General features: G+C 38.8%; 24 protein-coding genes. 6 read left to right on the top strand and 18 right to left on the bottom strand.

Going from position 1 to position 26,907, the window contains the following annotated elements; all coding sequences use genetic code 11:
• Window positions 1-8 precede the first annotated feature (8 nt).
• From R7Q41_RS20025 to R7Q41_RS19965, 13 genes are all read right to left on the bottom strand, one after another.
• Window positions 9-401: a hypothetical protein gene (locus R7Q41_RS20025; protein WP_025636765.1), complete on the bottom strand. Its 393-nt coding sequence runs from the start codon at window positions 399-401 to the stop codon at window positions 9-11.
• 465 nt (window positions 402-866) lie between these two features.
• A complete protein-coding gene (locus R7Q41_RS20020; RefSeq protein WP_025636768.1) occupies window positions 867-1,160 on the bottom strand; it encodes a hypothetical protein in 294 nt (97 codons plus the stop codon).
• Window positions 1,160-1,804 carry a hypothetical protein gene (locus tag R7Q41_RS20015; protein ID WP_025636769.1) on the bottom strand — a complete coding sequence of 215 codons (645 nt, stop codon included), beginning with the start codon at window positions 1,802-1,804 and terminating at the stop codon, window positions 1,160-1,162. Before R7Q41_RS20015 ends, R7Q41_RS20020 begins: the two co-directional genes overlap by 1 nt.
• 441 nt (window positions 1,805-2,245) lie before the next feature.
• On the bottom strand, window positions 2,246-2,941 hold the full coding sequence (locus R7Q41_RS20010) for a hypothetical protein (RefSeq protein ID WP_025636716.1): 696 nt from the start codon (window positions 2,939-2,941) through the stop codon (window positions 2,246-2,248).
• A 71-nt stretch (window positions 2,942-3,012) separates the two neighbouring features.
• Window positions 3,013-3,498 (bottom strand): hypothetical protein, encoded by a 486-nt coding sequence (locus tag R7Q41_RS20005; protein WP_025636715.1) that lies wholly within the window; start codon window positions 3,496-3,498, stop codon window positions 3,013-3,015.
• Between the two features lie 514 nt (window positions 3,499-4,012).
• Window positions 4,013-5,086, bottom strand: a complete 1,074-nt coding sequence (locus R7Q41_RS20000; RefSeq protein ID WP_025636739.1) for a hypothetical protein — start codon at window positions 5,084-5,086, stop codon at window positions 4,013-4,015.
• A 484-nt stretch (window positions 5,087-5,570) separates the two neighbouring features.
• A complete protein-coding gene (locus R7Q41_RS19995) occupies window positions 5,571-7,427 on the bottom strand; it encodes a DNA cytosine methyltransferase (protein WP_025636632.1) in 1,857 nt (618 codons plus the stop codon).
• Window positions 7,428-8,052: 625 nt separating this feature from the next.
• Complete coding sequence (locus R7Q41_RS19990) at window positions 8,053-8,634, bottom strand: DUF2913 family protein (RefSeq protein WP_054574998.1); 582 nt, start codon at window positions 8,632-8,634, stop codon at window positions 8,053-8,055.
• A 299-nt stretch (window positions 8,635-8,933) separates the two neighbouring features.
• A complete protein-coding gene (locus R7Q41_RS19985; protein WP_025633930.1) occupies window positions 8,934-9,197 on the bottom strand; it encodes a hypothetical protein in 264 nt (87 codons plus the stop codon).
• The gene (locus R7Q41_RS19980) at window positions 9,190-9,363 is read right to left on the bottom strand and encodes a hypothetical protein (protein WP_155486753.1); all 174 of its coding nucleotides are present in this window, start codon (window positions 9,361-9,363) and stop codon (window positions 9,190-9,192) included. Before R7Q41_RS19980 ends, R7Q41_RS19985 begins: the two co-directional genes overlap by 8 nt.
• 255 nt (window positions 9,364-9,618) lie before the next feature.
• Entirely contained in the window at window positions 9,619-9,936 is a 318-nt protein-coding gene (locus tag R7Q41_RS19975; protein ID WP_025633931.1) for a hypothetical protein, read from the bottom strand.
• Window positions 9,937-9,954: 18 nt separating this feature from the next.
• On the bottom strand, window positions 9,955-10,674 hold the full coding sequence (locus tag R7Q41_RS19970; protein WP_025633933.1) for a hypothetical protein: 720 nt from the start codon (window positions 10,672-10,674) through the stop codon (window positions 9,955-9,957).
• Between the two features lie 215 nt (window positions 10,675-10,889).
• Window positions 10,890-11,969, bottom strand: a complete 1,080-nt coding sequence (locus R7Q41_RS19965; protein WP_025633934.1) for a hypothetical protein — start codon at window positions 11,967-11,969, stop codon at window positions 10,890-10,892.
• Between the two features lie 742 nt (window positions 11,970-12,711).
• Here R7Q41_RS19965 and R7Q41_RS19960 point away from each other — a divergent pair.
• Window positions 12,712-13,722, top strand: coding sequence for a RepB family plasmid replication initiator protein (locus R7Q41_RS19960; RefSeq protein WP_158083951.1), 1,011 nt, complete (start codon window positions 12,712-12,714; stop codon window positions 13,720-13,722).
• A 1,121-nt stretch (window positions 13,723-14,843) separates the two neighbouring features.
• Here R7Q41_RS19960 and R7Q41_RS19955 read toward each other — a convergent pair.
• The 3 genes from R7Q41_RS19955 to R7Q41_RS19945 all read right to left on the bottom strand — a co-directional run bounded on the left by R7Q41_RS19955 (window position 14,844) and on the right by R7Q41_RS19945 (window position 17,214).
• Window positions 14,844-15,608, bottom strand: coding sequence for a hypothetical protein (locus R7Q41_RS19955; protein WP_025633937.1), 765 nt, complete (start codon window positions 15,606-15,608; stop codon window positions 14,844-14,846).
• A gap of 116 nt (window positions 15,609-15,724) precedes the next feature.
• Complete coding sequence (locus tag R7Q41_RS19950; RefSeq protein WP_042776211.1) at window positions 15,725-16,066, bottom strand: hypothetical protein; 342 nt, start codon at window positions 16,064-16,066, stop codon at window positions 15,725-15,727.
• The gene (locus tag R7Q41_RS19945; RefSeq protein WP_077202323.1) at window positions 16,063-17,214 is read right to left on the bottom strand and encodes a DGQHR domain-containing protein; all 1,152 of its coding nucleotides are present in this window, start codon (window positions 17,212-17,214) and stop codon (window positions 16,063-16,065) included. Before R7Q41_RS19945 ends, R7Q41_RS19950 begins: the two co-directional genes overlap by 4 nt.
• Before the next feature lie 147 nt (window positions 17,215-17,361).
• Between R7Q41_RS19945 and R7Q41_RS19940 the strand changes: the two genes are divergently transcribed.
• The gene (locus R7Q41_RS19940; protein WP_139351517.1) at window positions 17,362-21,069 is read left to right on the top strand and encodes a hypothetical protein; all 3,708 of its coding nucleotides are present in this window, start codon (window positions 17,362-17,364) and stop codon (window positions 21,067-21,069) included.
• A gap of 7 nt (window positions 21,070-21,076) precedes the next feature.
• Entirely contained in the window at window positions 21,077-21,547 is a 471-nt protein-coding gene (locus tag R7Q41_RS19935; RefSeq protein WP_025633942.1) for a hypothetical protein, read from the top strand.
• A 243-nt stretch (window positions 21,548-21,790) separates the two neighbouring features.
• Here R7Q41_RS19935 and R7Q41_RS19930 read toward each other — a convergent pair whose 3' ends face one another.
• Entirely contained in the window at window positions 21,791-22,486 is a 696-nt protein-coding gene (locus tag R7Q41_RS19930; protein ID WP_025633943.1) for a hypothetical protein, read from the bottom strand.
• Between the two features lie 210 nt (window positions 22,487-22,696).
• On the opposite strand from R7Q41_RS19930, the gene R7Q41_RS19925 reads away from it, so the two are divergent.
• The 3 genes from R7Q41_RS19925 (at window position 22,697) to R7Q41_RS19915 (ending at window position 25,502) form a co-directional block, all read left to right on the top strand.
• The gene (locus R7Q41_RS19925) at window positions 22,697-23,332 is read left to right on the top strand and encodes a hypothetical protein (RefSeq protein ID WP_025633944.1); all 636 of its coding nucleotides are present in this window, start codon (window positions 22,697-22,699) and stop codon (window positions 23,330-23,332) included.
• 155 nt (window positions 23,333-23,487) lie between these two features.
• Window positions 23,488-24,606 (top strand): AAA family ATPase, encoded by a 1,119-nt coding sequence (locus R7Q41_RS19920; RefSeq protein ID WP_025633946.1) that lies wholly within the window; start codon window positions 23,488-23,490, stop codon window positions 24,604-24,606.
• Window positions 24,607-24,608: 2 nt separating this feature from the next.
• Window positions 24,609-25,502 (top strand): DUF4435 domain-containing protein, encoded by an 894-nt coding sequence (locus R7Q41_RS19915; protein ID WP_025633948.1) that lies wholly within the window; start codon window positions 24,609-24,611, stop codon window positions 25,500-25,502.
• Between the two features lie 62 nt (window positions 25,503-25,564).
• On the opposite strand, the gene R7Q41_RS19910 is transcribed toward R7Q41_RS19915, so the two are convergent.
• A complete protein-coding gene (locus R7Q41_RS19910; protein WP_025633950.1) occupies window positions 25,565-26,836 on the bottom strand; it encodes a phospholipase D family protein in 1,272 nt (423 codons plus the stop codon).
• Window positions 26,837-26,907: the final 71 nt, after the last annotated feature.

Raw genomic sequence — 26,907 nt, 5'->3', positions numbered from 1 at the left:
CCTTGAGATTAAGCTATTAAGCCAGTAAACAAATCTTGCTCTAGCTCTTTGGATGAGAACTGAAATCCTTGACTGATATTGAATTCCCGGTCAGCTACCAAATCGACAAAAAAGTCATGAACATTTTCATTTTTACAACACTCTTTAATGTTCTGGGCTGCAATATAGGCTGCATGCTTAGGATTGATAGCACTGACAACGAAAGCTTTGCTCTCTGAAGAGCCAAATCGAACTGAAGTTAAAAACTCCGTATATTGGTCAAACTCATTGCCCCGCAAAACAACTTTAATTTCACTACCCTTTGAAGTCTCAAGTTTTACATAAGAGAATCCATCTTCCAGCACTTCAAGTAGTGCTCCCTTGCAACCTTTAAATGCACCTTCAGTTACGATAATTTTCATAAAGCCCCCAAGCCCTGAATATCAATCAACGATTAAAGCATTTCTGCCCCAATCCATAATAGCCATTATACCAAATAGACTATTAAATACCACATAACAACACTAAATTTAGTTAAATATATTTAACTTTATTTATTGACTTTTGGCCGGACAAAGGCGACACAATAGGGCTCGATAGAGGGTCAGCTTTTTAGGCGAAGCCGTTAGGAAAAGCGATACAAATGCTTTTTGCTCGCCGAAGGCGATTCATATGGCCACCAGCATTCTGCTAGGACGGTGACAACGGGGGTTTGTTGGCATCGTACTAGCGCTGGTGGACAACAGCCTTGAGCGGCAGCACTTGGTGAGGAACGAGCCTTAGGGATGCAGGGGTAAGTCCGGCGGGTGGGCCTCGGTGGCGACTAGGGGGAACCCCTATTAGTGGAGAGCAATTTAGCCACCGAGACGATGGCTAAATTCTATAGGTTAGGACCACTCAAAGATCGGCAATGATCGCTCTTCTCCTGCATCTGAATCTAACTCTACACACTTAAAACCCAATTGGGCTGCTTTCGAAAGAATAAAATTTAGCTCGTCAGAATATTCTTTACGGATATTTAAATCGTGTTGTGTATGCAATTTAATGAAATAGCCCGTATTTCGTTTTGCTACTAATGAAAATTCTTCCTTAGAGATTTCATCAAGGGCAACTACATCTCCTTCCTTTATATGGCCAGTGCTAAGCTCAACTGTTGTATATTGGTTGTTGATATCAAACATTAGCCTTCCCCTTGGTCTAAATTGATGTTCGAGTGTGAACAAATGACCATCCTAAATGCGCCCTTTGTTTTGAGCTCTATTACGTGGGAAAAGACTTCTTTCGCCTCAAAAAACAACTCATCTTTAAAATATCCTTTTTGATACGTACCTCGGAGTGTACGAAACCCATCAAACTCCGGTACTCCCTTAATTCCTCGGTCCGTATTAGAGCGAGCTGAAACAACGACTATGCCGCCCTCTTGACTACAGAGCTTAGCTAGGTTTTTCCAGACCTGTTTTCTGGGTAAAGGGGGCAATACATTGGTGCAATATCCACAATATACAAATGAGTAATGCGCTTTAAGAATGTCTAGATCAGGACAAAATGTGTAATCGTACTCTGCACACATACCTGATAAATCGTATATAGCTTGAGTGTCCTTACTTTCTTGTTCACGCCCTTTCGCATAGTTCAAAGCTGGGGCTGACACTAAATGAGGGAACTGTGAGAGAAACTGTTTTAATGGGGCACTAACAGATTTACGTGCGATTGAAGTTTTTGAGGAGACCTCGAACTCCTTCTTGATCTCTTCAGGTGTTTGATAAAAGGATTCTGATTCAAATTGTTCTGAAACGGGTACTAACTTTAATGCTAAATTTTCCATACTGCCCCCAAGCAATGTATATCATTGATTAACTGTTAATAATTATATCTAACCTCACACATAAATACCATATTAATACACATATGATTGTTAAATATAATTAACTATATTTGTTGACTTTGGCCCGGACAAAGGGGCCACAATGGGGCTCGACAGAGGGAAAGCTTTTTAGGCGAAGTCGTTAAGAAAAGCGATACAAATGCTTTTAGCTCGCCGAAGGCGAATCATATGGCCACCAGAATTCTGCTAGGACGGTGACAACGGGGGTTGGTTGGCAATGTCCTAGCGCTGGTGGACAACAGCCTTGAGCGGCAATACTTGGCGAGGCACGAGGCCTAGCATTGCAAGGGGTAAGTCCGGCGGGTGGGCCTCGGTGGCGACTAGGGGGGACCCCTGTTAGTGGAGAGCGCTTGACTGGCCATAATGACCAGTCAAATTTTTCTACAGTATATATAAATCGTAGTAGCTAGCTTCTTCAGCTGTAAGCTTATACCCAGGCTCTACAGAGTGGGTAGATACGCGATCTTTACTACATTTAATGGCTTTAAGTGTGTTATTGATCTCACTGCAAGCATCAACAACAAACAGATCTGGGATAAAGCCATTCTTAAAAAAGCTTGATTGTTTATTGCGGATCATCTTTAGGAAGACTGTTTCAATTTTAGGTGGTAGCCCGTAAACAAGTGCATGCCTTACAGTCATTAAATTTATGAACTCATGAAGTATTTCGTGGAATGTAAATCGACCTACTTGGTGTTCTGAGGATTCTGTAAAAGCGGTACACTTGTAAATCAGATTGGTAAGGAGATTACATGTAATGTAATCAACCTCTAAAAGTTGGCCTTTGCATTCAGATTTTTTGATTCCTAAATCTTGTACTTGATTGACCCACTCCAGGTAAGGGAGCACCGTATTTAAATCATCCAGTAAGTACCCAAGTTTGGTTTCGAATTCACGTACCTGTTTGTACCAGCATGCTAGCACCTTGTCGGAATTTCCGTATTTGCTCTGAATAGGTTGGGTTCGGATGCTTCTAAGACGTTTGCCTTGAATAGCATTTACGCACTTGAATGCTAGTGTAAGTGCTTTTTTTACTTGTGCCTTCTTTTCTTCGTTGATCTTTATGATTCTGTCCATACTGCCCCCAAGCAACTTTTTATAAAAAAGAGGGCCATTGAGCCCTCTATACACGTTAGATTTACCGATTACTATTCTTGACGGAACGGATCAATTACAAAGCCAAGCGCGTCTAGGGGTTGGCTATTGTATGCAGTAAGTGCTTCGCGACCTAAATCCAGTTCGTATCCAGAGCCAACAAAGTCATCACCTACAAAGCCACAAATAACATTGTTTGAGATACCTTCGATACCTTCCCAAGCTCTCCCGGTCCAATATTGCGATTCGACAATCCAAACACCTTCACGATGAACGCGCACTCTAAAAGCACTTTCACTTCGCTTAAGTTCTTCTTTACTTATATCGATGTTCACATCAGGATTAAATAGGTCACCAGATAGAGCTTTTAAATCTACATACTGGTCTTCTTGTTTAATGAATCGGATTTTCCCTAATCGAACAGCTAGGGCTACTTTGTCTATTTCGCCGTTTCTCTCCGTGGATGTTTCAGTCTTTTCGGGTGTCAGCTGATTAAGTAATGAAATGACTACTTTCTTATCGAATGATGAAATCTTCATATTGCCCCCAAGCAATTGTTTTAAAATAGATAGTTACATAAGCAACTAAGGAAATTATACTAAAATACGCCCTAAAATACCACATTTAAACATTAAATATAGTTAAGTATATTTAACTATATTGGTTGACTTTACCCCGGACAAAGGCGATACAATGGGGCTCGACAGAGGGACAGCTTTTTAGGCGAAGCCGTTAAGAAAAGCGATACAAATGCTTTTAGCTCGCCGAAGGCGATTCATGTGGCCACCAGCTTTCTGCTAGGACGGTGACAACGGGGTTTTGTTGGCATCGTACTAGCGCTGGTGGACAACAGCCTTGAGCGGCAGAACTTGGTGAGGGACGAGCCCTAGTGATGCTGGGGTAAGTCCGGCGGGTGGGCCTCGGTGGCGACTAGGGGTATCCCCTATTAGTGGAGAGAAATTTTCTTGCAAGGTCTCTATTTCTTTTATTGAATTTATACGGACAAAAAAAAGCCCCTGCTTTGTAAGCAAGGGCTTTTCGCTTGGGGAGCGTTTAATCAAATGTTTGAGGATCTAGCTGTTCAAGAAATGGTACTACGTCTCTCTTAAATACCGCCTCAGCATTCACAGTATGAGCGCGAACCCATGCATTATTTCGGGTTGGTGAGAATTTGAAGCTAAACTTTCTTAGTCTTTGGGTAACCTCTTTCGGTGGCCTACCACCTAACCAAATACCAATGCGCCCATCAATAACCCCGTGCTTAATTCCATTTTCTAATTCACCTTCTAATGAGTTTGAATTTCGACTTTCTTCGACTCGCTCTGCTTCGACTAAACGTTGTTTTAATCGTCGGATATTAGCATTTGAGTTTGCTAAGCTAAATCGTCCCCAAGTGTTTACTATTGGATTTGGCTCCAAAAACGTTTTAAGGAGGTTTTGAGGTATACCACGTTCAAGCATCTTGTTTTCAAGTACAGCAGCACTATTATCTGTAAGCTCTCCATTTTCAGACGCTTTATATGCAGCTGGCACTAAACGATTAGCTATTTTCATGTAGCCATGCATTGTTTCCGCTTCACTAATTTTAATTCTTAATTGCTCAACCGGGTTATCTGATGACATTTTGACAACTGAACCATCCCCATCGGGGAACAGTTTCTTTGCAATGGCTTTTAAGGCTCTCTGAGGATAATCTGCATATTGATTAAGCTTATCCCTACTATTCTTATTGGCCTTTTCTGCTTTCGCCACAGGGAATCTCGCTGGCCCTGTTACATGCCATGAGATACATTTGGACTCTGCACTTATGTACTCATCGAAGTAGCGTTTTAACTTTCTTTGAAATTCTTCAAACTCAATTTCAACAATTTCTTCCACTGAACAATTAAACGCCTTCGATGGTGCGCTTTCCGAAGTGGACTTGATCAGCTCATGAAGTGAAATTTTGAATGTCCGTAATGCGTTGCAGTAGTCAACTACTGCTTGAGCGGCGTGACGCTCAGGAAATTGAGATTGGCCATTAAAAGCTCGCTCAATTGATGAAGGATCAAGCTGGCTCTTATATTCAAGCAGATCCTTGTCTTCTCCAATGTATTCCTCGATTTTTTTATTAACTAAATTTTGCATCTGTAGCCCCCAAGCTATCTATGTTTAACAAATGATTTAACGTATTTATTTGATGTGTTAATTATACTAACAACCCCCAATAAATACCATATTAACACACAAATAAATGTTAAATATAATTAACTATTTAGATTGACTCTGGCCTGGACAAAGGGGCCACAATGGGGCTCGACAGAGGGAAAGCTTTTTAGGCGAAGCCGTTAAGAAAAGCGATACAAATGCTTTTAGCTCGCCGAAGGCGAATCATATTGCCACCAGCATTCTGCTAGGACGGTGACAACGGGGGTTTGTTGGCATCGTACTAGCGCTGGTGGACAACAGCCATGAGCGGCAATACTTGGCGAGGAACGAGACTTAGTAATGCAAGGGGTAAGTCCGGCGGGTGGGCCTCGGTGGCGACTAGGGGGAACCCCTGTTAGTGGAGAGAAATTCATAACCTGCAATAAAAAAGAGCTCTATTGCAGGTCGATATTCTATTTAGATTCTATGCCGCCATTCGCTCGTATTGTGTGTTTAACACATTGTTAAGCCACTTACCAACCCATTCACCAACCCAACAAAAGGCCGAGTAAATCACCGACTGGCCCAAACATTCGTGGGCTAGTCCTACGGTCAGATCGCGAACGAACGATTCTGGTATTTGCTTGCACTTGGCATGTTCAACAGTTGTAAATAACCTAGCTAATTTACCATTGCTATGGATTAGAAATGGATCGGTAGATCGACACTTTTGGTATGATTTGGTTATGCACCCTACCTTTGTAGCAGTAGGCTTAAGCCACTGGAGTCGAAAGCCTTTCTTTTGAGCAATGTCTCTCTTTTCCTTTTCCACTAAATATGTATAGGGCTTATAGCTTTCATGAGTTTCAGGTATATCATCGAGTACATCAGCTAAGCAGCTATATTTATAAGTTGTCCTTACCTTTTGGGGCATAAAGTCCTTTAAACCCTCTTTGAAGGAGCTGCAGTATCCAATACCACAAAGCCTCTTTCTATCTTCAAGTGCACCAAACTGAGAACCTGCTAATGTCATATTTATAAAGTTGTACCCAAACACTTTACTAAACGTATCTACGATAACAGCGTATGAGTTTGATTTAGTAAATGAAGTAACATTCTCAAAAACAGAAATAATTGGATTCGTTATCGACTGCCAATGCAAGAAATCGATAAAACACCCGCCTGTATTTTTGTGTGCTTCTGCAAATTTATTTCCGTTCTTAGATCTGCCGCTTATGGAACTCCCTTCGCAAGGCAGCGATCCTGAATTGACTTCCGTTCTAACGCCACCTCTGGACAAATCAACACTCTCCAATCGCATATTTAATCCGTATTGCTCTTCCGGTGCCTCCACAGCCCACACAGGATTATTTTGCAGACATGCATTGAAGTACCTTTCACTCGATTCGACAATTACCTTTACGAAAGTAGAAAGCTTACTCCGCTTAAGTCCATCGGAAATACTTGAGCACAATACCCCTATACCATTAAATATATCTGAAGTGGATAAAGGTATATTCGCTTTGTACTTTGACATAGCTCTCTGAACACGCTCTTTTTGTTTGAGATTCCTCCAAGTCTTTATCACTCTATCGAGACTTAACTTCTTGATAGGTGAAGCCGGAGTTAGTTCAACAGAAGCAGAACCAAGCTCAGCCCCTGTGATATTTTTAGATAAGTAACCATTCAATTCATCATTTTTTACGTAACCCATATTTTTCATAGTATGTGAAAATGCGGCTTCAAGAGGATCTGTCCACTGTGTATCTATAAAAATTGCAGATGGTTGAAGTGTTTTGATGAAGGCAGTCATTAAGTAAAAGTAACAATTAGCCTCTGGCGCACCTTGTAAGCTAATCACTTCAGCCTTGATGCTACTCTTCTTTAGATCAAACAGCTCTATTGGCGAGTTGTATTCCAACTCGTTAGAAAGGAGTACTAAATTAGAATTAAAGCTGAATACGGCATGGTTTAAAGGCTTAAGATTTCTCGTCATATCCTTAAACCTCAGCTCTCTGTCACGAATCTCTTGGACTGAATGCAATTCGACAATTCGGATTTCACCATCTTTGATGTAGGCTTTTACATGGTCTCCGAAAATATCTAAATCAGCGTGCTTTAAGTCAATGACAGGTCGCTCTTTACCGTTTCGTCTTGAGTTGGTCACTTGTCGAGAGCCGAAACGATCAATAACTATTTTAATTTCTTTCTTTGTACGGTCAGACTTAAGCTGAAACTTAGCCCCTCCTTTAAAACCCGCCATTAGTAAATACTGCCCTTCGAAGAATACTCTTAGTTTATTTCTATGGAGAGAAACTTTCTTCTCTAATACCTTTATCATACTGCCCCCAAGCAATTGATCTCACTTGCCTTAACTATGTCATAATTATATAAAAAACAACAAATAGATACCACATTTAAACACTAACCTTTGTGAAATATAATTAACTTATTATCTGGACTTTGGGCCGGACAAAGGCGACACAATAGGGCTCGATAGAGGGTCAGCTTTTTAGGCGAAGCCGTTAAGAAAAGCGTTACAAATGCTTTTTAGCTCGCCGAAGGCGGATCATATGGCCACCAGCATTCTGCTAGGACGGTGACAATGGGGTTTTGTTGGCATCGTACTAGCGCTGGTGGACAACAGCCCATGAGCGGCAATACTTGGCGAGGAACGAGACTTAGTAATGCAGGGGTAAGTCCGGCGGGTGGGCCTCGGTGGCGACTAGGGGGAACCCTGTTAGTGGAGAGCTTTCAAACCCATTAACTCCATTTGTTTGTGAGGAATAAAGTTTCGTTACTAAGCAATAAGTTTGATACTGAGTATTAAAGTTTTATACTTAATGGCAGCCATCAGAGTACGCCGCCATTTCTAAAACGTTTATGTCCAACTTAGAACTAGCTGGTGAAGCCAGTTCATGGAAGATAGAATGAGCGGGCGTTTAAATGATGGCTAGCCAGCTTTTTTAAGCTGGGTGTACTAAGATGTGGGCTTGATGTTTCTCGGTGTTCCACTCTTTCATTTCAGCAAGAAATAGGCCGTGAGCATTAATCGATTCAATTAATTCAGGTGCACGCTCTAGTTGGATAAGCATCGATAACGGGGTGAGTTGATTGTGTTCTTGGTCAAAACCGTGTTCGACTTGTTCCTCTAGCATATAAAGAATCCCAGGCTCCGCTTCACTACCCTCCTCAAACAGTCTTGATTCGATACCCTCTACGTCATAAAGGTGTACGAGTAGGTTATAAAGCTTTTCAGCACCGATGAGTTTTGTATGCTTCGATTGTGAATTAAGTTGATGCAGTTTCATTTCTAGGTTCCCACCTTTTTTTCTTGCTAAGCTGATCATCAGTTTGATGTCTTTTTTGATATTCGATAACGACTTATCGTTGAGCTTTGGCTTAAGGTACTTTATCAGTATGTCATTGCGTGATTTTACTGGAACAAAACGGGAAGATGCGGAAACCTGACACAGCAAATGAAGCAGGGCGTGGGTAATGACGTTGTGAAGGTTGTGGTAGTAGTCAAAGTCTCGTTTGATTTGCATAGCCAAGGTAGCGTTGTGGGTGGATTATAAGAATATTGGGGCTGGGCGTTTTAAATCAACCTTAATAATGAGTTCGGGAGTAGTTTCCCAGACATAGAGTTGTTCATGGATTGCTAATGTTTGATTTTCCGAAAATGATAATTGTCCAGAAACGTATTTGAATGGGACCGCTCAATCTGTGGATGCTCAAGACAACCAGCATGAAACTTTATTCCTCTCCTACACCAATACATCCCAGACCAATTAATAAACCAGGTCATCATATTGCATGATATGGGGCCTATTTTTTTATCTAAGGTTCACCTTTTACGATGAAGCCTTTCGTTGGCCTTTTTGTGCTTTTGATAGCAACCCATCGAATCTGTGCCGCTAAACATAGCCTTCCTGCGTCGTTCGTAAGCACTACTAGGATTTGAGTTACCTTTCTTCTCTTTTCGTTGTTCACTTGATAGAAACCTGTTAAGTGCTTCATCAAATGAAGATGTATCACTCTTAAATGCCCATCTCACTGCTAACAAAAAACCTGCAACCAATAATGTGCCTAGAAGTACTTTCTCACTCATTTGGTGACTCTTCTGTTGAGCTCTTACTATCTGTTGTCAACGTTCCAATTAACTCATCATCAACTGGACATTCATTGCATCGGTTCAGACACTGTTCTTTAACAGGGACTGACACACTACAAAGTTCATCATTGCTCTGTTCTATAAGTGTTTCAAGACGACTCATTATTTCCTTCCTATAGTTAGGCATTAAGCGATTGTGATTATAGAAAATTCATCCATTTCCTAAATTTACTGAGACAAAAGGTCATGACAGTTTGAGCAAACACCTTGCTGTTTTTCTCTATCCACTTTTAGCCAATAACATGCCTGGGAGTTCTCAAAACATGCATTATTATCACTACACCCGCAGCCAATGCAGACAGCTTCTTTAGGCTCAGGTCGAATATTATAAATAGATAAATCTACCATGCTTTCCCCTTTAATCATTTGTCTTAACGAAAGGGTCGGGACAATCATCTAAATCAACAAAGTGTCTGTCTGCGATTTCTTCTATCTTCGGATACTCTTCTATGAGATCGAAAACCGACCTACCTTTGAGGTCATAGTCGAACTGAATTCCAGCTCTGAACCAATAATCGATCTGTCTATTCAAGCAGTTCTTTGCTGTAGATTTAGTTGGCTTTTTAAGTAGTTCCTCTAAATCTTCAGAGTCAACATAACCACCCGTCATGTCTTCAGCACAGCCAACTTTTTTAAACAAATACTCCCAGTCGGCGTACAATTCTTCGTATGTCATTGGTGAATCTTCTCCTGGTTAAATAGACTTCATGTTCTTGCGTCGTTTAATTGCATCAACCTCACGATTGTAAGCCTCTAAAGGCTCAAGTAAATGAGCATATAGCTTTTCATTTTTGATGTACTCATCATGATTTATTAGTGCCTTAAGTTGTGCTACGGACTCTTTAATTGGCACTCGTACTACCCAAGAGTCTGTTTCAAAAGAGAATTGCCATGCTCTTTTAAAATAATTTTCGAAAGCGTTTAGAGCCTTACTTCTCATAGTCCAAACATTACGCCTTCTTAATGCGTGATCACTCTCTAAATAGTGATTAGCAATATTATCGTTAATGTCTATCTCCCAACTCTCAGGATCTAAAACAGAACTAGTAAAGTGAGCGACCGTCACCCATAGGCACAGCTGTTCTCGTGTAAAAGTATCCGGATTGGAATTAAGCGAATCTAATACCTCAATAGCATATTTTTTCGCTTGTTTATTGATGTTTGCTAACTCTTGAGCCTTACGTTTTTCGATACGGGCTTTCTTCTCTTTAATTTTGGTAAACTTTTCTTTTGCTTTACTCAAAGCCTTTGCTGCGACTTTCATCGCTTCAATTTCTTCGAGTTCAAACAAGTCTCTAGAGAATGGGTCTTCGACTACTTCTTTTAGAAGTCCATTTGATAGCTTTGTTAGAGCTGTTTGCTTTTTGCGGGTACGTTCGGATGTCCAGTGCTTTGTGAAGTCTAAATCTGACAAAATGTTTCCCTCTGAGTGCTGATTTATTAATTAGTGTCAAACGTTAAATCAAGTCGAAGTGTTTCTGATTAACTTCTATACCCATGCCTAGTTTCTATCCAGTACATACAGCTAAAATCTAGCGCTATGACCTTGTAAGTGCGACAGGGAGCAAAGGGAATCCGAGTTAATGTGTTTAGTTAGTGGAAGCATTAATCGGAATCCCCGAAAATCAACTAAAGCACGTTCGAAAATGCAGATGTATATTGAAACTCATAACCCATATCTTCGAGTTTCCATAGTAAGTCTCTATAAAACCCCCTTAGAGTGTCCAGAAGCTCATATAGAGCTGACGATCCTTTATATTTATAGTCCTTGTCCGTATCTACAGCTAAACGATGACAAAGAGTGGATAAACCATCTAAAGAACTCAGAATGTAACCGGTATTAACTAGTTCAAGTGCACTGCTTATAGTTTGTCGAGTAGATTCTGACTGAGAGCTTGCTTTATACATTGTCGCCAGCTCATCAAAGTACTGCTTACCATCCCAATACTTAACAGCTATTTCTTCTAAAGAGATTGGTTTAAATTGGCAAAATACATCAAGCATTGAACACGCCTTTAGAGCTTCAACCTTCTTGAGTGTATCTTCTAAGCCGCATTCCAAGGTTAATGGAGCGAGTAATGAAAGGTACTTTCCATCTTTTGAAAGTGAGACCTCATCCAGACTTAAATCGTCTAGCGCACCAATTATCGCACTTTGGTTTTCTTTTGGAACATCAGATATATCAAGTTGAACGAGGGTATGATCGTCTTGGTTGATAACATGAGCCTTAGATTGGTGAGACTGCACTTTCTCTAAAGTGAAGATATCCTGGGTTATGGGCAGTTGGATTAACAGATGTGTGTCTGATTTTGGTAACTCGCTAACTTTCAAACACCCATAAATGATATCCAATTGTTGTCGAGCGGATATTAATTTAAGTTCAGTAGCATGAAAGAGCAAAATTGAAAACCTGGCAACCGAGAACTTGTCTAAGCACTTATTTCCACTTTCATACCATGATACCAAGAAGTTCGTTATGTTTAGAATGAACTTGGCACGTGATTCTGGTTTTCCTATAGCTGATATAGCTACATCCAATTCCTTCTTAAATGATCCCATCTTAGCCTGGAACTTTAGGCCAGGCTCAATATCAAGTTCATCTACCATTTGAATTGCGCTGTTAATCACCTTATTCATACAGCCATAAGAGACTAGTAAATTTTTAGCGTAGTTTAGTTCTTCTCTACTTACAAAAGATCTTCTTTTCATTTTAGCCCCCAAGCTATTACATATATTTCAACGGGATAGAACCGTTAATTCCCCATTAGTATAACAGTAAATACCATATTATAACAGTTGTTTGTGTATGATTTTTTAACTTTCTTTGTTTATATGACATGATGGTTCTGGAGAGCCTCGGAAGATTAAACCCATTGTGTTCGTGCGTATGATCCTTAAACCAAATGGTTAATTAAATGAATGATCTAAAGATCGTCATTGAAAATTTAGGGCAAATGCAAGCTGAGAGCGCCTCTATGCTTATGATTGGACACAACCCGGTATATGTGTCTAAATAGAGCAAATTAGCTCATATAGCTCTACTGAGTGGCTTTTTGAGTTAACATGCAAAAAAAGAACTATTACTACTTCTTTGTTCTCCAAGATCGTCCCTTTACCCTTCTAACTGATTAATTTCTAGACACTATTTAATAATAATATTTTTATTGATCTTATTAAGATCTTTTTTAAGATCTTATTAGGGTGTTGATAACTTATCTATGTTTTTATAATTCAAGTAGTTAGGAATTCGTTTAAGATCATCTAGGACGAAACACTATTACATTTAGGAAGATTTGAAGATCGCTTAGGACGACTTACCGTGCCATCTAGGACGCTTTCGGTTGTGGATAAGTCTGTATAAGTATGTATAAGGTTGGTTTGCTTACTTACTGGCACATTTAAGCCTACAATGTTACATTTGGTACAATTTCTTATTGTGTGTATCAGTATCATGACCGAGAACAACAGCAAAAACGATCTTACTGTTAGACAAGCGAACGCTTTAACAACGGCAGCTTATAGCCTTACTCGTTATGAGAAGCGGCTTGTATACATGTGCCTCAAGCGGATTAATCAGGAAAACCCTACTCCCGAACATTTAAAAACAATGGAATATGGTCAGTATCCGATCACTATTTCTAACAAAGAGTTCATCGAATACTTCGAGATAGATGATGAGTCGAAGAAAAACCTATCAAGAGACATACAACGCGCAGCACAATCTTTACATGAGAAAAGTGTGGTTATCTATCTTCCTGATGAAGACAGCAAAGATGGTGAAAAAGCTTATGATGCTATCCACTGGACCACTAAACAGAGCTATCGTCCTAAACGAGGACATGTAGTGCTGTATTTGAATGCTGAGTTGATTAGTATCATTAACCAAACCACATCAAACTATACACAGCTGCTGATAGGTGAAGCAGGAAACTTATCTTCCGTTTATACCATGAGGCTTTATGAGGCTATCAATCAGTGGAAGAATTTAAGAAATAACCTAATTCTAGATGTTGATTGGATGCGCTCTAGGTGGCAACTGCCCTCTTCGTATGACAGAACTGCGGTTCTTAAGAAACGTTGGCTTAACCCAGCAATTGAAGAACTTAATAAGTTGCACATTTTCAAAAGTCTTTCCTACGAGGATGTTCGAAAAGGTACCAAGACTGTCGCATTTAAGTTTACCTGGGAGCTTTCTAAAAAGGCCCCAAGTAAACTATCCCTTGCAAGGTCAGCAATCAAAGCTATCAATGCCAACCTTCAACCAAAGCAGAGTGAAATGGTCGCATTGACTGAGCAGATTGGAGAACTATTGCTGAATGGTGAAGATATATCCCCTGCTGTCCTAAGCGCTATTAAGAAGTTTGGTGAAGAGTCAAAAGATGCTAAAGGTACATCAATGAAGAAATCAGATGACGTCATTGATGTAACCGACTATGAAATAGTCACAGATGATGAAGATTAGCTTCAACTAGCACACCAAAGAAGTAAATTTCCATCCAACTAGCACATTCAACAATCAAGTGTGCTAGTTCTGCCTCAAAATACCGTCCTAAGTGTCACCTTTACCAGATATTGCTGGTGGCTAAACCTCTCAATAACTGTGATCCAACTCCCTAATTGTTGTTTTTTATCCGTGATTGAAGTTGTTTTGTGGGTGATGAAGACCCAATTCTTTCTTTATAACCTGCTTTTTTGCTTCCTTTGAATGAAAACCCTGTAAATGAAGGTTAAGCTAATTTTTCAGAACTCCTTCTAACGTATTGAATTATAAGGATAGTATCTATTGCTTCTAGTTGGAGGGGTGACACTTAGGACGAAAGTAAGGGATCAATGAATATGCAATGCGTTTTTTTCTCTATTTTCGTCCTAGGTGTCACTGTTCTATGGCGATGTTTTAATCGGATTTTTTATAAGTATATGTATTTTAATTGTTTTTCTGTGTCAAGAGCGTGAGGGGTGACATTTAGGACGGTTTTAAAATGATACTTTAAGAAGCAACAATGTGTGTCCAGTACTCTATAGAATAAAGCTCAAACTTAATGATTATAACTGACTGAAAATAAAAGATATTTTATTTGTGCCTTAGGCTGATATAAAAAGCTACACACTGGAGTCATACTTTCTCTACGTTCGATATACAGTAAAGAGTGATAGGTGACATCTAGGACGAAAACATTCGTAGGGGTAAAATGGTTTAGCCCAGTTGGGAATTTAAGAAAAGCTAGTTACTATAGATATCATTGAATATATTTAAAGCATTGAAAATAAAGATAAAAATCTCTTCTCTGTGACATCTAGGACGTAAAGCCTACTTGAGTATAAGAAAGTAGAAAAGCATATCAATGAGTTAAATATATGCGGTGGCACTAGATAGAAAACTTTCGTCCTAGATGTCACACTTAGATAGAGGTGTTCTTCTATCTTATTGATTTACTATGGTCCAATAGTGTCTGGGGTGACATTTAGGACGAAAACTAACGCTTTAAGAAAACGTCCTTGATGTACCACTTGTATATTAAGACCTGGTACACCAAGGAAGGTTTGTTTGAGAGGCCCAGAAAAGCTTTTACAAACTCAAGCTATCTAGTAATAGTAGGTCTTCCCGGATGGAGGTCGAGTGCTTGTGGTACCACCATTTACAGTTTTGTATCTGGAACCGGAAGGTTTGTTGTAATGTGCCCACCCTCTATACCTTACTCTCCATGGATCATCTGCACCCATTGTGTAGTATCCCATGTCAGCAAACGCAGCACGAGTTAAGCTTACTCTACAGCTAGGTGTAGCAGTTGATGTCACTGGCCCGGAAATTTCAAATAAACCAGCATTAGCGATTTCATCAGTGAGATTGTATATTTTACTATGATCAGTGATGGCTATTTTTGTGATCCCTTTGGTTTCCAGGTTATATGTTACAAGGAAATCAATGTTCGACGAGTTAGGCCAATATGAACCATAAGATGAGCTAAAGTACCCACTTGCTTTGCTGTCCATTGCGCTTTTAGCTCTTTTTGGAGAAAAACATGCTCCCCTTGCGACATTCACAGAAGCACATCCACAGTTAATAGTAATATCTACTGCCTCATCTTCATCCTCTCCAGGTTTGGGGATCTCAAAGTCCCCTACTGGATCATCTGGGACGGTTGGGAGCTCAACGATTGTTTCGTCAGAGATGTTTCTGGAGCCTAAAGTATCATCCAAGCCAACTGCACTTGTTTGGTTCATGTGTGAAGGAACCTTAATAACTTTATTGTAGCTCCCTGCATTGTGTGGTGCTTTGATTGAAGCAATTACAGAGGGGGCGGAAACCGCTAAAGCAATCCCCACTGTAATGAGATTAATGTTATTCATTGCAATCTACCATTGTCATTTATGGATAAAAAGCAATATAGGCCTTGAGCGAATTACAATCAACTTTAGTTTTCGAACTAAGGAAATTGGTTCACGGTTTCTTTTAAGGGTTGTACTCAACTTTCACCATAATTTGATTTGTTGGTGAAGGCGATACGGTACCGACAGTAGTGCTCTGCAAACTCGAAATCATCTTCATCAAAGATTGTGCTTTCGTTACACCATAACTTTTTATGTTCGTCACGTATCCTTACCGATTCAATGTGAATTTCAAATTTACATTGGACATCATTTAAGTAAGCAGATATGTGCTTTCCTAACAGTGGTTCTATGCTGTATATGTTGTACTCATTAACACCTTCCTTAATTGCTCGAGATAGACCCATTCTCGCCATTGTCATCGCATTAGGGCATCGATGTGCTTTCAGGTCTAAGTCATTACTCTCTGGTGACTTCATACTTCTTCTCCCACTGAGGGTAGTTCTAGTTCTTTACAAATAGCAGTAGCACAGCTTCTCTCTGAGCTGCGGATCATTCTGTATTTAATACTTCCATTTCTTGAAATAGATTTCTGTACTACATTATTCTCTAGCCAAAAGTCATGTGTAATATCTTTCACAGGCAATCGAACTATCCCATCTAGTACTGACCAATCAATGGGGGCTTTATGCATTCGAGACAAATGCTCTTCAAAGATAGATCGAATTACTATCGCAGTCCCTTTCCAAAATATACTTTTCGTGTACATAACATTTGGCCCTGAGTCTGAAAGAAACCTCATAGGTATAAGAGAAAAAAACTTGGTGAGGAATGGAGTTGTTAAGCGAATTATTTCAGCTTCGGTATCGCTTGAACCTTCAAGCAATTTGTTCATTTTTACAGGAGTTGTACCTAATGCGGTACAAATGAAATCGCCTAACTGCTTCAAGTCCATTAACTGGGATTTCTTGGGTTTTCCTGTGGTACTTATAAACCGCTTTAGTGAATGACCATCAACTAATACATTATCGAGTATCTGGTCCCTAATTAATCTGGAAAAGCTTTGCGAGCTGTCAAAGAATAAGTTTTGTGCTGATGTTGGTTTACGAAGGTGTAAGTGGTAGTCAGAAAATACCTGTCTAATCTTTTGAGTGACTGGCTCTAAGGTGTCCGTGTTTGTAACAATGAATTTAACTCCCAGCGTATGGTACTGAGTAGGACTAGCATTCGTAACTCTGTCCTTAAACAAATTCAAACGGTTCTGACCATCACATACAAGACGGTCAGATGAACTTTCTAATGTGGCTGTGACGACTTCTTTGTTACCAATAGATATTTCCTCATGGAGTTTTAATGAAGAAACAAAGACAGTAATGCTAGGGAGTACTGTATCCTCCCTATTGTCGAAATACTTAATCAAACCTTGTGCACGACCTTTCTCAAGGTCTCTCTGTCTTTTTTGATACTCATTTAAACTATCTGAGCTCTCTTCTTCAGTGAAGTTCTCAGCAAATTCTTTGCCTGTTATTACCCCCTCAAATACAGAAATGCCATTCGTGCAAATACCCTCGTTAGCTCTGAAGAGTACTAATTGAAGGTCTTGTTCAGAATAAATTGGTGTGTACATGTCTTGACCCGATGACTAAAAGAATAGAAGTAAAATACCATATAAATACACCTCCTTCAATATATGTGCACAAAAAAGTGCACTAAGTATATTTAAGTCTATAAAGTGTGTTTAAATATGGTATTATATAGTTGTCGGTCTTTAGTAATGGTTCAGCCAATGGTTAATATTTTTGAAACAACAAACCTAATAGAAAACGAATTGGTGGCTTTGCACGAGAGTGTTAGCTTCAAGTTCAATGCGGTTGTAGAAGAGTTTATAACGATTTTGCGATCTAGTGATTCGCTAGTGTTTGTTCCTTGCAGTATGGGTAAAGACTCCAGCACAGTTTTGAATGCTGCTTCTGAAGCTTATCGAGTTTGTATTCAAAATGGTTGGATCGAAAAAACTCGCCCCTTAATTGTTTCAACGGTTGACACTCTTTCGGAATCACTTCCAATGGTTATGTACACCAGGTGGGTTAAATCTAAGTTTATTGACTATGCAAAAGATAACGATATTAACGTTTACTACGATATTGTCACTCCGTCATTTCATGAAGAGTACGCGAACAAATACCTGACTAGTAATAAGCTAATACCAAATGCACAACGTAATAGTGACTGCAGCTCTATTCTCAAAATTGTTCCTAGCGAAAGATATTTAAAAAACCTATTGGACCGCTTTAAATCAGACGAAGAACTACAGCAATACACCCGTTTTGATGTGATTTGCGCTACAGGGCAAAGAAACAACGAGAGTACAAAGCGAAAAGGTAATATGGTTATTCAGGGAACCAGTGATAAGTCTATAAGTGATTTATTGAAAGAGATGAAAGAGTCTGACTTAAATACAGGCTACCCACTGTTTCTATACGCTCCAATACGTGACTGGTCTACCCAAGAGGTTTTCACTTCCTTAGAACTTTCTGGAGCTAAGCCTCTTACTCGTAGTTTAGCTGGGCTCCCTCCCCTTCCCGGCTTCCTTTCTGATTTCGCCCTGCTTTTGGCCATTTATGGGAATGCTTCTTCTGATGTCTGTGAGATTGCAGTAGGACAAAAGAATTCAAATGGTTGCAATGGATCTAGTCGATTTGGATGCACACTATGCACAATGGTTCAACACGATAAAACCCAAAACTCACTAGCTAAACATACTCGATGGAAAGTGTTTTTACAGGAAGAGGTTCTGCGCATTAGAGATTTCATGTTTCAGCTGAGTTGCAATATGGATGCGAGAATGATGCATGCCAAAGCTATCGATTTTGCAGCATATCAACGAGTAGCATTTCAGCCGAACGTTCTAAAAGTAAAGTATTTAGAAAAGTTGGTTAGGTATTTTGCTCAAATTTCAATTGAGTCATCTAAAAAAGCTGAAGAGTTCAAACGACTATATAAAAGTGGGTACGTCGACCAACATGAAGGCGTTATAGACATCAAAAATGATAGAAGCTTGAACGCTAAAGCCAGAAGAGCATTTCTTGATATGTACATTCAAGAGGCCCAGAAACCCTTAATAAACATTTTTTCTGAAAAGCATGCTGCTTATCTTTCGTTTAGATGGAGTCTAGATGGAGTAAATGCCCTTCCCTATAGACCTTTGGTTATCTGGAATGAACTTTTGAGAGGTAATGGCTGGATTCCTTATCCTAAAAGTAATGCAGAGTACGAATCTATTCATGGAAAAATCAGCATTAACTCATCGAAATTACCTGAAGCCGTATTAATGAAAACTCTTAATGTTGACAATGACCCAGTGCGGTTTATTGATAATCATAAGTCCTTTCTTAGCTACTGGGAGCGTCCAATAGATGCGAGCGATTTGAATGAAAGCGATTTTAACTGCACCACGAAGATCCTCCCTAAAACACAGTTACCTGTAAAAGTGAGTATTGCTCATAATTTAAAGCTGGAACCAATCAGCCAGGACACTTCTCGATCTAAACATTGTGATCTCTTAGGAAGGATTTCAGTGATGGTCAATGCTGAGAGAGTTGAACTCTTTGATTTGATTTCAAGTAACTCTGATAAGGTAATCAAGTTGGAGTGTAATGGACGTAAAGCTTCTAGTGCATTTTCAGAGTACTTTAAAACTAGTCTACTTAAGGGTTATGCAAACAAAAAAGCACTAAATTGGTATAACGAAATTGATGAGCAAATTAGTAGCATTGAATTTAGTTCTATCCAAGAAGCTACGAAAGTGATTTATGCATCCTTTAGTTCTATGTTTGGCGGTGGAAAGATAAACACCAAGCTTTCTATACCCTATCTATCGCATGTTACTGATATCCAATACCAGGAAAAGGCTCGAAAAGTTAAACCTTCATTAGATTTCACAAAACGTGTAGCAAAAATTAGATCAGGTAAACTTACTAAGGGAACAACAAGACTCTCTTTCTATAATCTTGAAACAAATCCAAGACTTCACTATGCGCATGCAGATAATCATAGAGTGCTTCACCCTGACATCGATCTCTTGGGCGAAGAAGTTAAAGATGTTTTTACACCAGCACATTATATTGACCCTAATGCCGCTCTAGGCGACAAGTTAAATATTGTAGTTAATGAAAGAACTCTCAGTCAGTGGCACTTAACCCAACCTTACGAAAGAATTAAAGCTGAACATGATCTTGCACTCATTCAGAACATAAGAAGACGTAGATTGTCTCTCTCTAATAGAAAACAATCAGTACGGTCCACGCAATTAGGAGCTGTGGCACGTTCTATGGTAGAGACAGGGGCCGTTAGGATATCGTTAAAGTACTACCCGACATTCCTCGACATAGCCAAGAGAACAGAGTTACTGTCAGAACTTGGTTGTTTCGACTACCAAGACATGAATGCATCAGAACTAAAACAATTGCCTTTTATGGTTTCTATGCAAAAGCATAGGATCGATAAAGCTAAGCTATTACTTCATGTTCGGGAGCGTAGAAACGCAATAAGACACAAAATAAAGCTGCAACTGTCTAGGCCGTTGGAAGGCTGTGAGAGTAGATTAAGGAATCACTGTGATAGATTGAAGAAATACCTGGCTCGATTTGGTGAATCAACTGTCAAGCTAAACAATCCCACACTATTCTTGACCGATAATCAGCCTCAGATTCATCGAACATTAAAGTGCTGGTCTTTATTAAGCTCAGACTCGTTCAAATCGATTGAAGAGTTCTACAAAAGTTCTCTCTCTACTAACCAACTAACAGAACTGAATGCTAAGCCATCTATTAAGAAGGAAATTACACACTTTACAATCGAACAGCTAAACTCAGTTGTTTCAGTACTAGAGCAATCTATTGCGATGAACTGGGCACTTAAAGGAGTGTATTCAAATGCCATTAATAGTATTGATAGTGAAACAGTTTCAAAAATCGCTAAGGTATCTAAAGACCTATCTAACTTGAAATTTGACGATGTTTTTAAGTATAAAAGTTCAGAGGAATATCTTTGTCTAAAAACTGAATTGAGAAATCTGAATGCAGCTCTATACACGCGACTAAGTAATATCGAAACACCAGCCTCAAATGTGATTAACTTAGACAAACAAGATTTTCTAGCTTCATTTAACCCAAGCGTAGAAAACTACTTAACTCGGTTGGGAGAATATGAGTCAAACCTATCTGAGGCTCTTATCACCCTCGAGTGGTTTAAAGCTCAAATTGAAGATATAAAGAGATTTTCTCTTCGTGAAACAATATCAAAGTTTTCACTCGAACAGCGTCTATCTCTATCAACGGATTTATGTACAATGCCAGTAAATACGAATGTTACAATTTCTCCTGATCGAGTCGATAGTAATATGCATACGACAAAAGTAACTAAACGTTCTACAAGAAATGTAACGCCAAAACCCTTACTCGAATCACTATTAAATCTATAAAACAATTATGTTTACTTATGACTATAAAAACGATTTATCTCTCTTAGCTGAAGCGTTTAAACAGAGTGAAAGCACAATAAAACTGTGGCAGAAATCAAAGCCGAAACAGGCTTTCATGTTGGATAATGCATTCAACTACTGTAATGATTACGATGAACTAAAGCTATTTGTCAACAGGCTGGTGGAATTGGAAACCATAAAAGAGGTTAACGCCGAACTAGGATTGCCTAGTGCTCCAGATCGACTTGTAGATGAAGGCTTCTCTAAGTCTGCCTATTGGAAGTGGTTTAAGGAAAACAGGCACTTGTATGTTGCGATGGTTATGGGGTATTCAGAGTTTAAGGTTCAGAACCTAGTAACCAATACTAACCAGGATTTGATAGCCAAGATACTAACTAACCTAAGTAAAAAGGAGCTGGTATCGCTCTACACCTCTGACCCAGATAGTTTAATTAAGTTAATCAATACGCTTAAGTGATGTGAATTTTTGGGGTGATATACAGTGTATATTCTAATGGGACCAGTATTGATGTCACATTGTAAATATACACTGTATATTTTAAAGGGAGCTATTTGTTAAAATAGTATACAGTGTATATTACTCAGATATCCATCTGGCATAGTGTTCCAGAACTCTTGATTAACTATTAATCAACATGGTTGTTCAAAAAAAAGTATTAGAATATACAATGTATATTCTTAATCTAAAGTGTTTTAAATACTACAATTTTTCAGAATCAAGCGCGTAAGTACCCATCATAGTTGCATCAGCCGAACTGTTTTTCATACTTATGAAAACCACGGACTTACTTTTATCGAATTGGTCATTCGTGCACCCAATTAGACAACGACCCACTTTATGTGGTTTTGTTAATTTGTATATTCCAATGCCGATAGCATTGATTGCTCTAGCGAAACTCTTAGATAGTCCTGCCATAATCAACTTGTTGGCCATTTCGGACAGCTCCTGAGCATATGAATCTGTCATGTTTTCTGCCTTTATCTTTATCATTGAGCTCGAACCAAGCCACCAGTTGTTGTAAGCACCAGACTTACCTTGTGCGAGGACAATGTCTTCGATTGTGTACTCAATACCGAAAATGGTGAGTATGATACAACCACGAATGGCAAAATTGAGTTTACGTGGAATGTCATCCATATAGGTATCTGCTATTGCACCTCCTAGGCCGTTTTCTTTGGGCCAATTTACATTTGACACTAGCCAGTTAGAAACTTCATGTGACCCCTTCCTGCCAGCAAGTACAACCAATTTTGCTGGCTCCTTGTGACAAGCGTTGTAGCAACGGACTCCATCATAAGGTTGACCATGGGTGATACAATGGGATTGTTCTATGAAATTGATATTAGTTAAGCCATCGAGATTAAATTCAAATGCGTTTGAATGAATGGTAGCCACAAAATACTCCTTAGAAAAAGCTCACTTGCCGATACGAATTAATGAATACAGATAAATACTTTCGGAATAACTAATAGTTCATAAGTAAACAGAATGTAAGGTGAGCCTAAGAAAAAAGAATCTAAGTTTGAGCTCTGTTGATACAAGAATGATCTAAGCTTGTTTAGATGAATTAACAAAATAATAGTAAAATTAAGATAAGGGAGATCCATGGAAGGATTGGGTATTATTGTCTTTAACGGTATAGGGATGCTTCTGTGTTTCTCTATTGGTTCTTTCGTTGCGTACTTTGGTTATAAAATTTTCAAAAGAGGCGCCTCGTTAAAGGAAGAGGAGCAACTAATCGAATGGAACAATCTCAAGGTTTCATCAAAAGGTGGAGGAGCAATAGTTACATCATGTTCAGCAATTTGGGCAATTGTGGGCTTATATGTTAGCCCTGGCATTTCAAATACTCCAAATGGGCCGGATTATACATCAATTCATAATAAACAGAATATAGAACTTAAGGTTGCAAGTGCGTACGTTGATGACCCTGAATCTATATTGGATAACCCTGAAGAGTTAAAAAAGTATTTTTCCGAGAGTTTGTCATCAAGAGACTATGACGTTGGAATTATTCACGTGAATGGCCGAATTGGAAGGTTGGATTCAGACTCAACAAACTACTTGGTTGATAGTTCAGGAAATACGACCTTAACAGCTGAGGCAGAAGGGGAGTTTGGTAAAGTACTAGTTTTATTCAGACCAAAAGTTAATGAAAAAAATCAATTGATATTTGATGCAGATGCTTTGGTTAAGAATGTGGATATAAATCGTCTAGATAAAGTAAAGAGTTCAGACTAATAAATCTTTACTATTCAAGCTACGTTGGTCTTTGGTCATTACCCATAAATCACTGAATAACCCACAGAAACAGAAATACCCAGAATCAATATGCACTTTACGACATTACCTCTAATGGTACAATGCGACATAATTTTCAATAAAAATACTACAAAATGTTCCTAAGAATAGAAAAAATTACAGTTAAGAATCTGTTTGGTTTTTTAAACTATGACATTGAACTTCCAGAGTCCGATCATGTGGTTATTACAGGCCCCAATGGCTATGGTAAGACTATGCTTCTCAAATTGATTCATAATGCTATCTCAAATAACTACAAAGAATTATCTAAAATAAGTTTTGATACATTCGAACTGAAAACCAATCTTGGTCTTGTCCGTTACTTCAACTCAGAATCTGGTATGCAGATCGAGTCATTTCTTAATGACGCAAAAAAGATCATCATTCCTTCAACCCAAAACTTGTCTGAAGAAAAGGTATTTGATTACAGAAAAGCTTTTTCTATTCTTATCCATTCTGTACATCTGAATGACGAAACTGAAGCATATAGCATCATTACAAAGCAAAGAGCGTTTCTAGAAGATAAAATGAAGTTTGCGCTAAGTAAATTGCACAAGCTTGACCAGTTGGTTTATGACTTATTTTCATGCATTTCAATAGAATCACACGAAGTTCAAAATAACGCATTACCGTACATGCAGAAAGAGAGGATAGTTGGCCTACAAGACCTGTTAGCACCTTACACTCGTTTCGGATTGCTACCAAAGTCGAGTAAGTATCTCGAATTGAATGACTTAAACCTTGTATCAGACTACACCATTAACTTGAGTGATAAATTGGATGAAATATTCTATGAAGAATCTTTGCATGAAGACTTTGTAGGACGTTTGAGCGAGTTCTCGAAGCTAATTGAGAAGAAAAAGTTTTCATTTAAAACTATAGCAGTTAACCCGGAATACGGCTTCGCATTCTTCAATCATGTTGGTGCTAATATACCTTTAGAAAAGTTGTCTTCAGGCGAGAAGAACCAAGTATCTATTTTCTTTGATCTAATTTTCAAAGCAGAAAATGGTGCAATCATTTTGATAGACGAACCTGAGGTATCTCTACACATTTCATGGCAGAAAGACCTCCTTAATGAGTTCTCTCAAATATCAAAGTTTAATCACTACTCACAGCTTATAGTAACAACGCATTCACCGGATGTGATTGGTGATGAATGGGAAAGTTCAATTGACCTCTTTGACAAGCATGTGATTGCAAAGAGTAACTAGTTATGTCGAGTTTAAGAGATGCTACCAGAGAACGTAGCGATGAAACTAAATTTAGCGCTCTGCTTTTACAGGTCCAAACTGACCACGTAGGCAATAGGATTATATTTGTTGTTGAAGGCGACTCCGATATTACTCTGTTTAACATGGTGTTGAGAAATACAGAGTTCTTTTACTGCACTCCAGCAAGTGGAAAGGCGGATGTCATAGAAGCTGTTGATAGGCTGAGGACTCGTATTTCTAATCAAGTTTACGGTATAGTCGATGCAGACTTCGACCACGTACTAGAAAAGACTTACAACGATACATTTATGACGGACGTGCATGATGCAGAAATTATGATGCTTCATGATGAATTTATCACAGATTTTATAACTGAACATACACAAAATCATATTCTGGGTCCGATGCAGATCGATGAAGTTGGTCAGAGATTAATGAGTAATCTGATGAGCGTCTGTAATGAAATCGGTCTTGTAAAACTCGCTTGTAGGTTGCTGAATTTGAATGTGAGATTCAAAGGTATGAACTACTTTACTAGCGAAGCTGTGACGGTTAACGATTTTAATGTGTCAATAAACATTCAAATCTTAATCGAAGCTGCAATCAGAAGAAGTCCGAGAGTAGAACAAACTCATTGTATCGACATATACAATAAATACGTAGAGTTAAATCAAGCTGGTTATTGTATATATCAGACCGCGAATGGGCATGACTTTTGCCAGTTGCTGGCTCAAGTGTTTAAGCAACCATTATCATCAGATAGAAATGTAACTGTCAAAGGGGTAGAGAAGTATCTTCGAAGCAAATATACAAAGGAGAACTTTGAGCGGACTAATTTATATGAGCAAATGATTAGACTTATTGAGACCGATGCAGAGGTAGAAGAAGTAGCGTAGTTTTTAGGATATCATATTGCCTCATTTCAACAGAAGTGAGGCGTCAATAACTATAACTTTCGTTACTCACTTACTTGAACAACTTTGTTGCCGAAGTATCTTAGTACTTTAGTTGTCCTACCGTTGATGACTGGCAAATCTTCTTTGTTAATCCATCCAATTAGCTCCTGAACATTAGATTTTCCGAATTGGTTCAACTTATACTCACTATCGTATATGCAGTTTGCCATACGTGTTACAGGGTCTCCAGTGCCGTATAGTAGGTATATCAGAGTCTTTTTTACCCTCTGTTCTTCATTACTTCCCATAAAGCTCTCCTTTAATGTATTGAGGCCACCTTTGTAGAAGCGAAACCGGTCATGGAAAGAGTGCAGAACGCAAAGTGCCTCAACTATATCAATCATTGAAGCTGATATGATTGCTTCCTTTGAACCGAGGACTTTTTTTATAAGGGGATAATTATGCGGAACAATGCGATCCTCAAAATGTTCCCATTTTGTATTCATCCATTCATTAATAAGTTTTGCCGTTTTAGACCGTTGTTGTTCATCCCATCCAAGAGGTTGGTGCTTCCAAGTGTCTTGAGTGGCATAGAAGTCGCGAACAAAGCTGAAGAATGAGTCAATTTCTAATCTTAATGGTATTAAGTCACCGTTAACTTTTCTATCGAAGGTTTTGTAGATTTCTACTATTCGATTAAAAGCACTAACTGATTCTTGATATGAACGCTGGTATGTATCTTGGAAAATAGACTTCTGTGATGCTTTCTTTTTACCGCGATTGATGTTCGAGAAGTTCACATCCCCCATGGTGTCGATGACATCGTGTTCCATGTCATTTAATAGTTTATTTGCATGATAGTACTTGTTATAGATACTCCGATAGCATTTGACTGCATCTCTATTGAGCACTTTTGCGTCACGCCAGTATTCACTGAATAACTCTTGCAGTTCTATAAATCTATGATCTTCCGGGTGGATGCCAATCATAACTTCTTGATTAGAATATATGGCGGATCGAGTTAGATTCGCTGAACCCAACAAGATGGACTTATCACCAAAAATGTAAAGCTTAGGATGGAATGAGTTGGTCGTGAAGAACCTAGCTTCAACCTTATTATTGTTTAGTAATCTATCTAGTGCAGATGGTGAGGTTGGAAAACCAAGTCGCACAATGATTTTTAAATTACATCCTTTTCCAAGGACCTCATCTATAACATCAAACTCTGTGAAAAAAGCTGAAGCAATGAATAAGTCCATTCCATCTTCTATATGATCTGTGATGCCATGTTTAATGAAATCATTTTTTGAAGTTCGATTAGTATACAAGTCCATTGGTTTGCTCTCATCACTCTCTTAAAATAGTACAAGCCATTGAGGTTGATAAAAGAGTAACTTATATCAGT

It is taken from the genome of Vibrio sp. 2096, assembly GCF_033339595.1.
Classification (GTDB): Bacteria; Pseudomonadota; Gammaproteobacteria; order Enterobacterales; family Vibrionaceae; genus Vibrio; species Vibrio alginolyticus.
Note: the sequence above shows the minus strand (reverse complement) of the source record. Positions and strands in the feature narration are given on the sequence as shown.

Coding starts and splice junctions, on each gene's coding strand:
- R7Q41_RS20025 (WP_025636765.1), bottom strand. CDS start 401: ATGAAAATTATCGTAACTGAAGGTGCATTTAAAGGTTGCAAGGGAGCA.
- R7Q41_RS20020 (WP_025636768.1), bottom strand. CDS start 1,160: ATGTTTGATATCAACAACCAATATACAACAGTTGAGCTTAGCACTGGC.
- R7Q41_RS20015 (WP_025636769.1), bottom strand. CDS start 1,804: ATGGAAAATTTAGCATTAAAGTTAGTACCCGTTTCAGAACAATTTGAA.
- R7Q41_RS20010 (WP_025636716.1), bottom strand. CDS start 2,941: ATGGACAGAATCATAAAGATCAACGAAGAAAAGAAGGCACAAGTAAAA.
- R7Q41_RS20005 (WP_025636715.1), bottom strand. CDS start 3,498: ATGAAGATTTCATCATTCGATAAGAAAGTAGTCATTTCATTACTTAAT.
- R7Q41_RS20000 (WP_025636739.1), bottom strand. CDS start 5,086: ATGCAAAATTTAGTTAATAAAAAAATCGAGGAATACATTGGAGAAGAC.
- R7Q41_RS19995 (WP_025636632.1), bottom strand. CDS start 7,427: ATGATAAAGGTATTAGAGAAGAAAGTTTCTCTCCATAGAAATAAACTA.
- R7Q41_RS19990 (WP_054574998.1), bottom strand. CDS start 8,634: ATGCAAATCAAACGAGACTTTGACTACTACCACAACCTTCACAACGTC.
- R7Q41_RS19985 (WP_025633930.1), bottom strand. CDS start 9,197: ATGAGTGAGAAAGTACTTCTAGGCACATTATTGGTTGCAGGTTTTTTG.
- R7Q41_RS19980 (WP_155486753.1), bottom strand. CDS start 9,363: ATGAGTCGTCTTGAAACACTTATAGAACAGAGCAATGATGAACTTTGT.
- R7Q41_RS19975 (WP_025633931.1), bottom strand. CDS start 9,936: ATGACATACGAAGAATTGTACGCCGACTGGGAGTATTTGTTTAAAAAA.
- R7Q41_RS19965 (WP_025633934.1), bottom strand. CDS start 11,969: ATGAAAAGAAGATCTTTTGTAAGTAGAGAAGAACTAAACTACGCTAAA.
- R7Q41_RS19960 (WP_158083951.1), top strand. CDS start 12,712: ATGACCGAGAACAACAGCAAAAACGATCTTACTGTTAGACAAGCGAAC.
- R7Q41_RS19955 (WP_025633937.1), bottom strand. CDS start 15,608: ATGAATAACATTAATCTCATTACAGTGGGGATTGCTTTAGCGGTTTCC.
- R7Q41_RS19950 (WP_042776211.1), bottom strand. CDS start 16,066: ATGAAGTCACCAGAGAGTAATGACTTAGACCTGAAAGCACATCGATGC.
- R7Q41_RS19945 (WP_077202323.1), bottom strand. CDS start 17,214: ATGTACACACCAATTTATTCTGAACAAGACCTTCAATTAGTACTCTTC.
- R7Q41_RS19940 (WP_139351517.1), top strand. CDS start 17,362: ATGGTTCAGCCAATGGTTAATATTTTTGAAACAACAAACCTAATAGAA.
- R7Q41_RS19935 (WP_025633942.1), top strand. CDS start 21,077: ATGTTTACTTATGACTATAAAAACGATTTATCTCTCTTAGCTGAAGCG.
- R7Q41_RS19925 (WP_025633944.1), top strand. CDS start 22,697: ATGGAAGGATTGGGTATTATTGTCTTTAACGGTATAGGGATGCTTCTG.
- R7Q41_RS19920 (WP_025633946.1), top strand. CDS start 23,488: ATGTTCCTAAGAATAGAAAAAATTACAGTTAAGAATCTGTTTGGTTTT.
- R7Q41_RS19915 (WP_025633948.1), top strand. CDS start 24,609: ATGTCGAGTTTAAGAGATGCTACCAGAGAACGTAGCGATGAAACTAAA.
- R7Q41_RS19910 (WP_025633950.1), bottom strand. CDS start 26,836: ATGGACTTGTATACTAATCGAACTTCAAAAAATGATTTCATTAAACAT.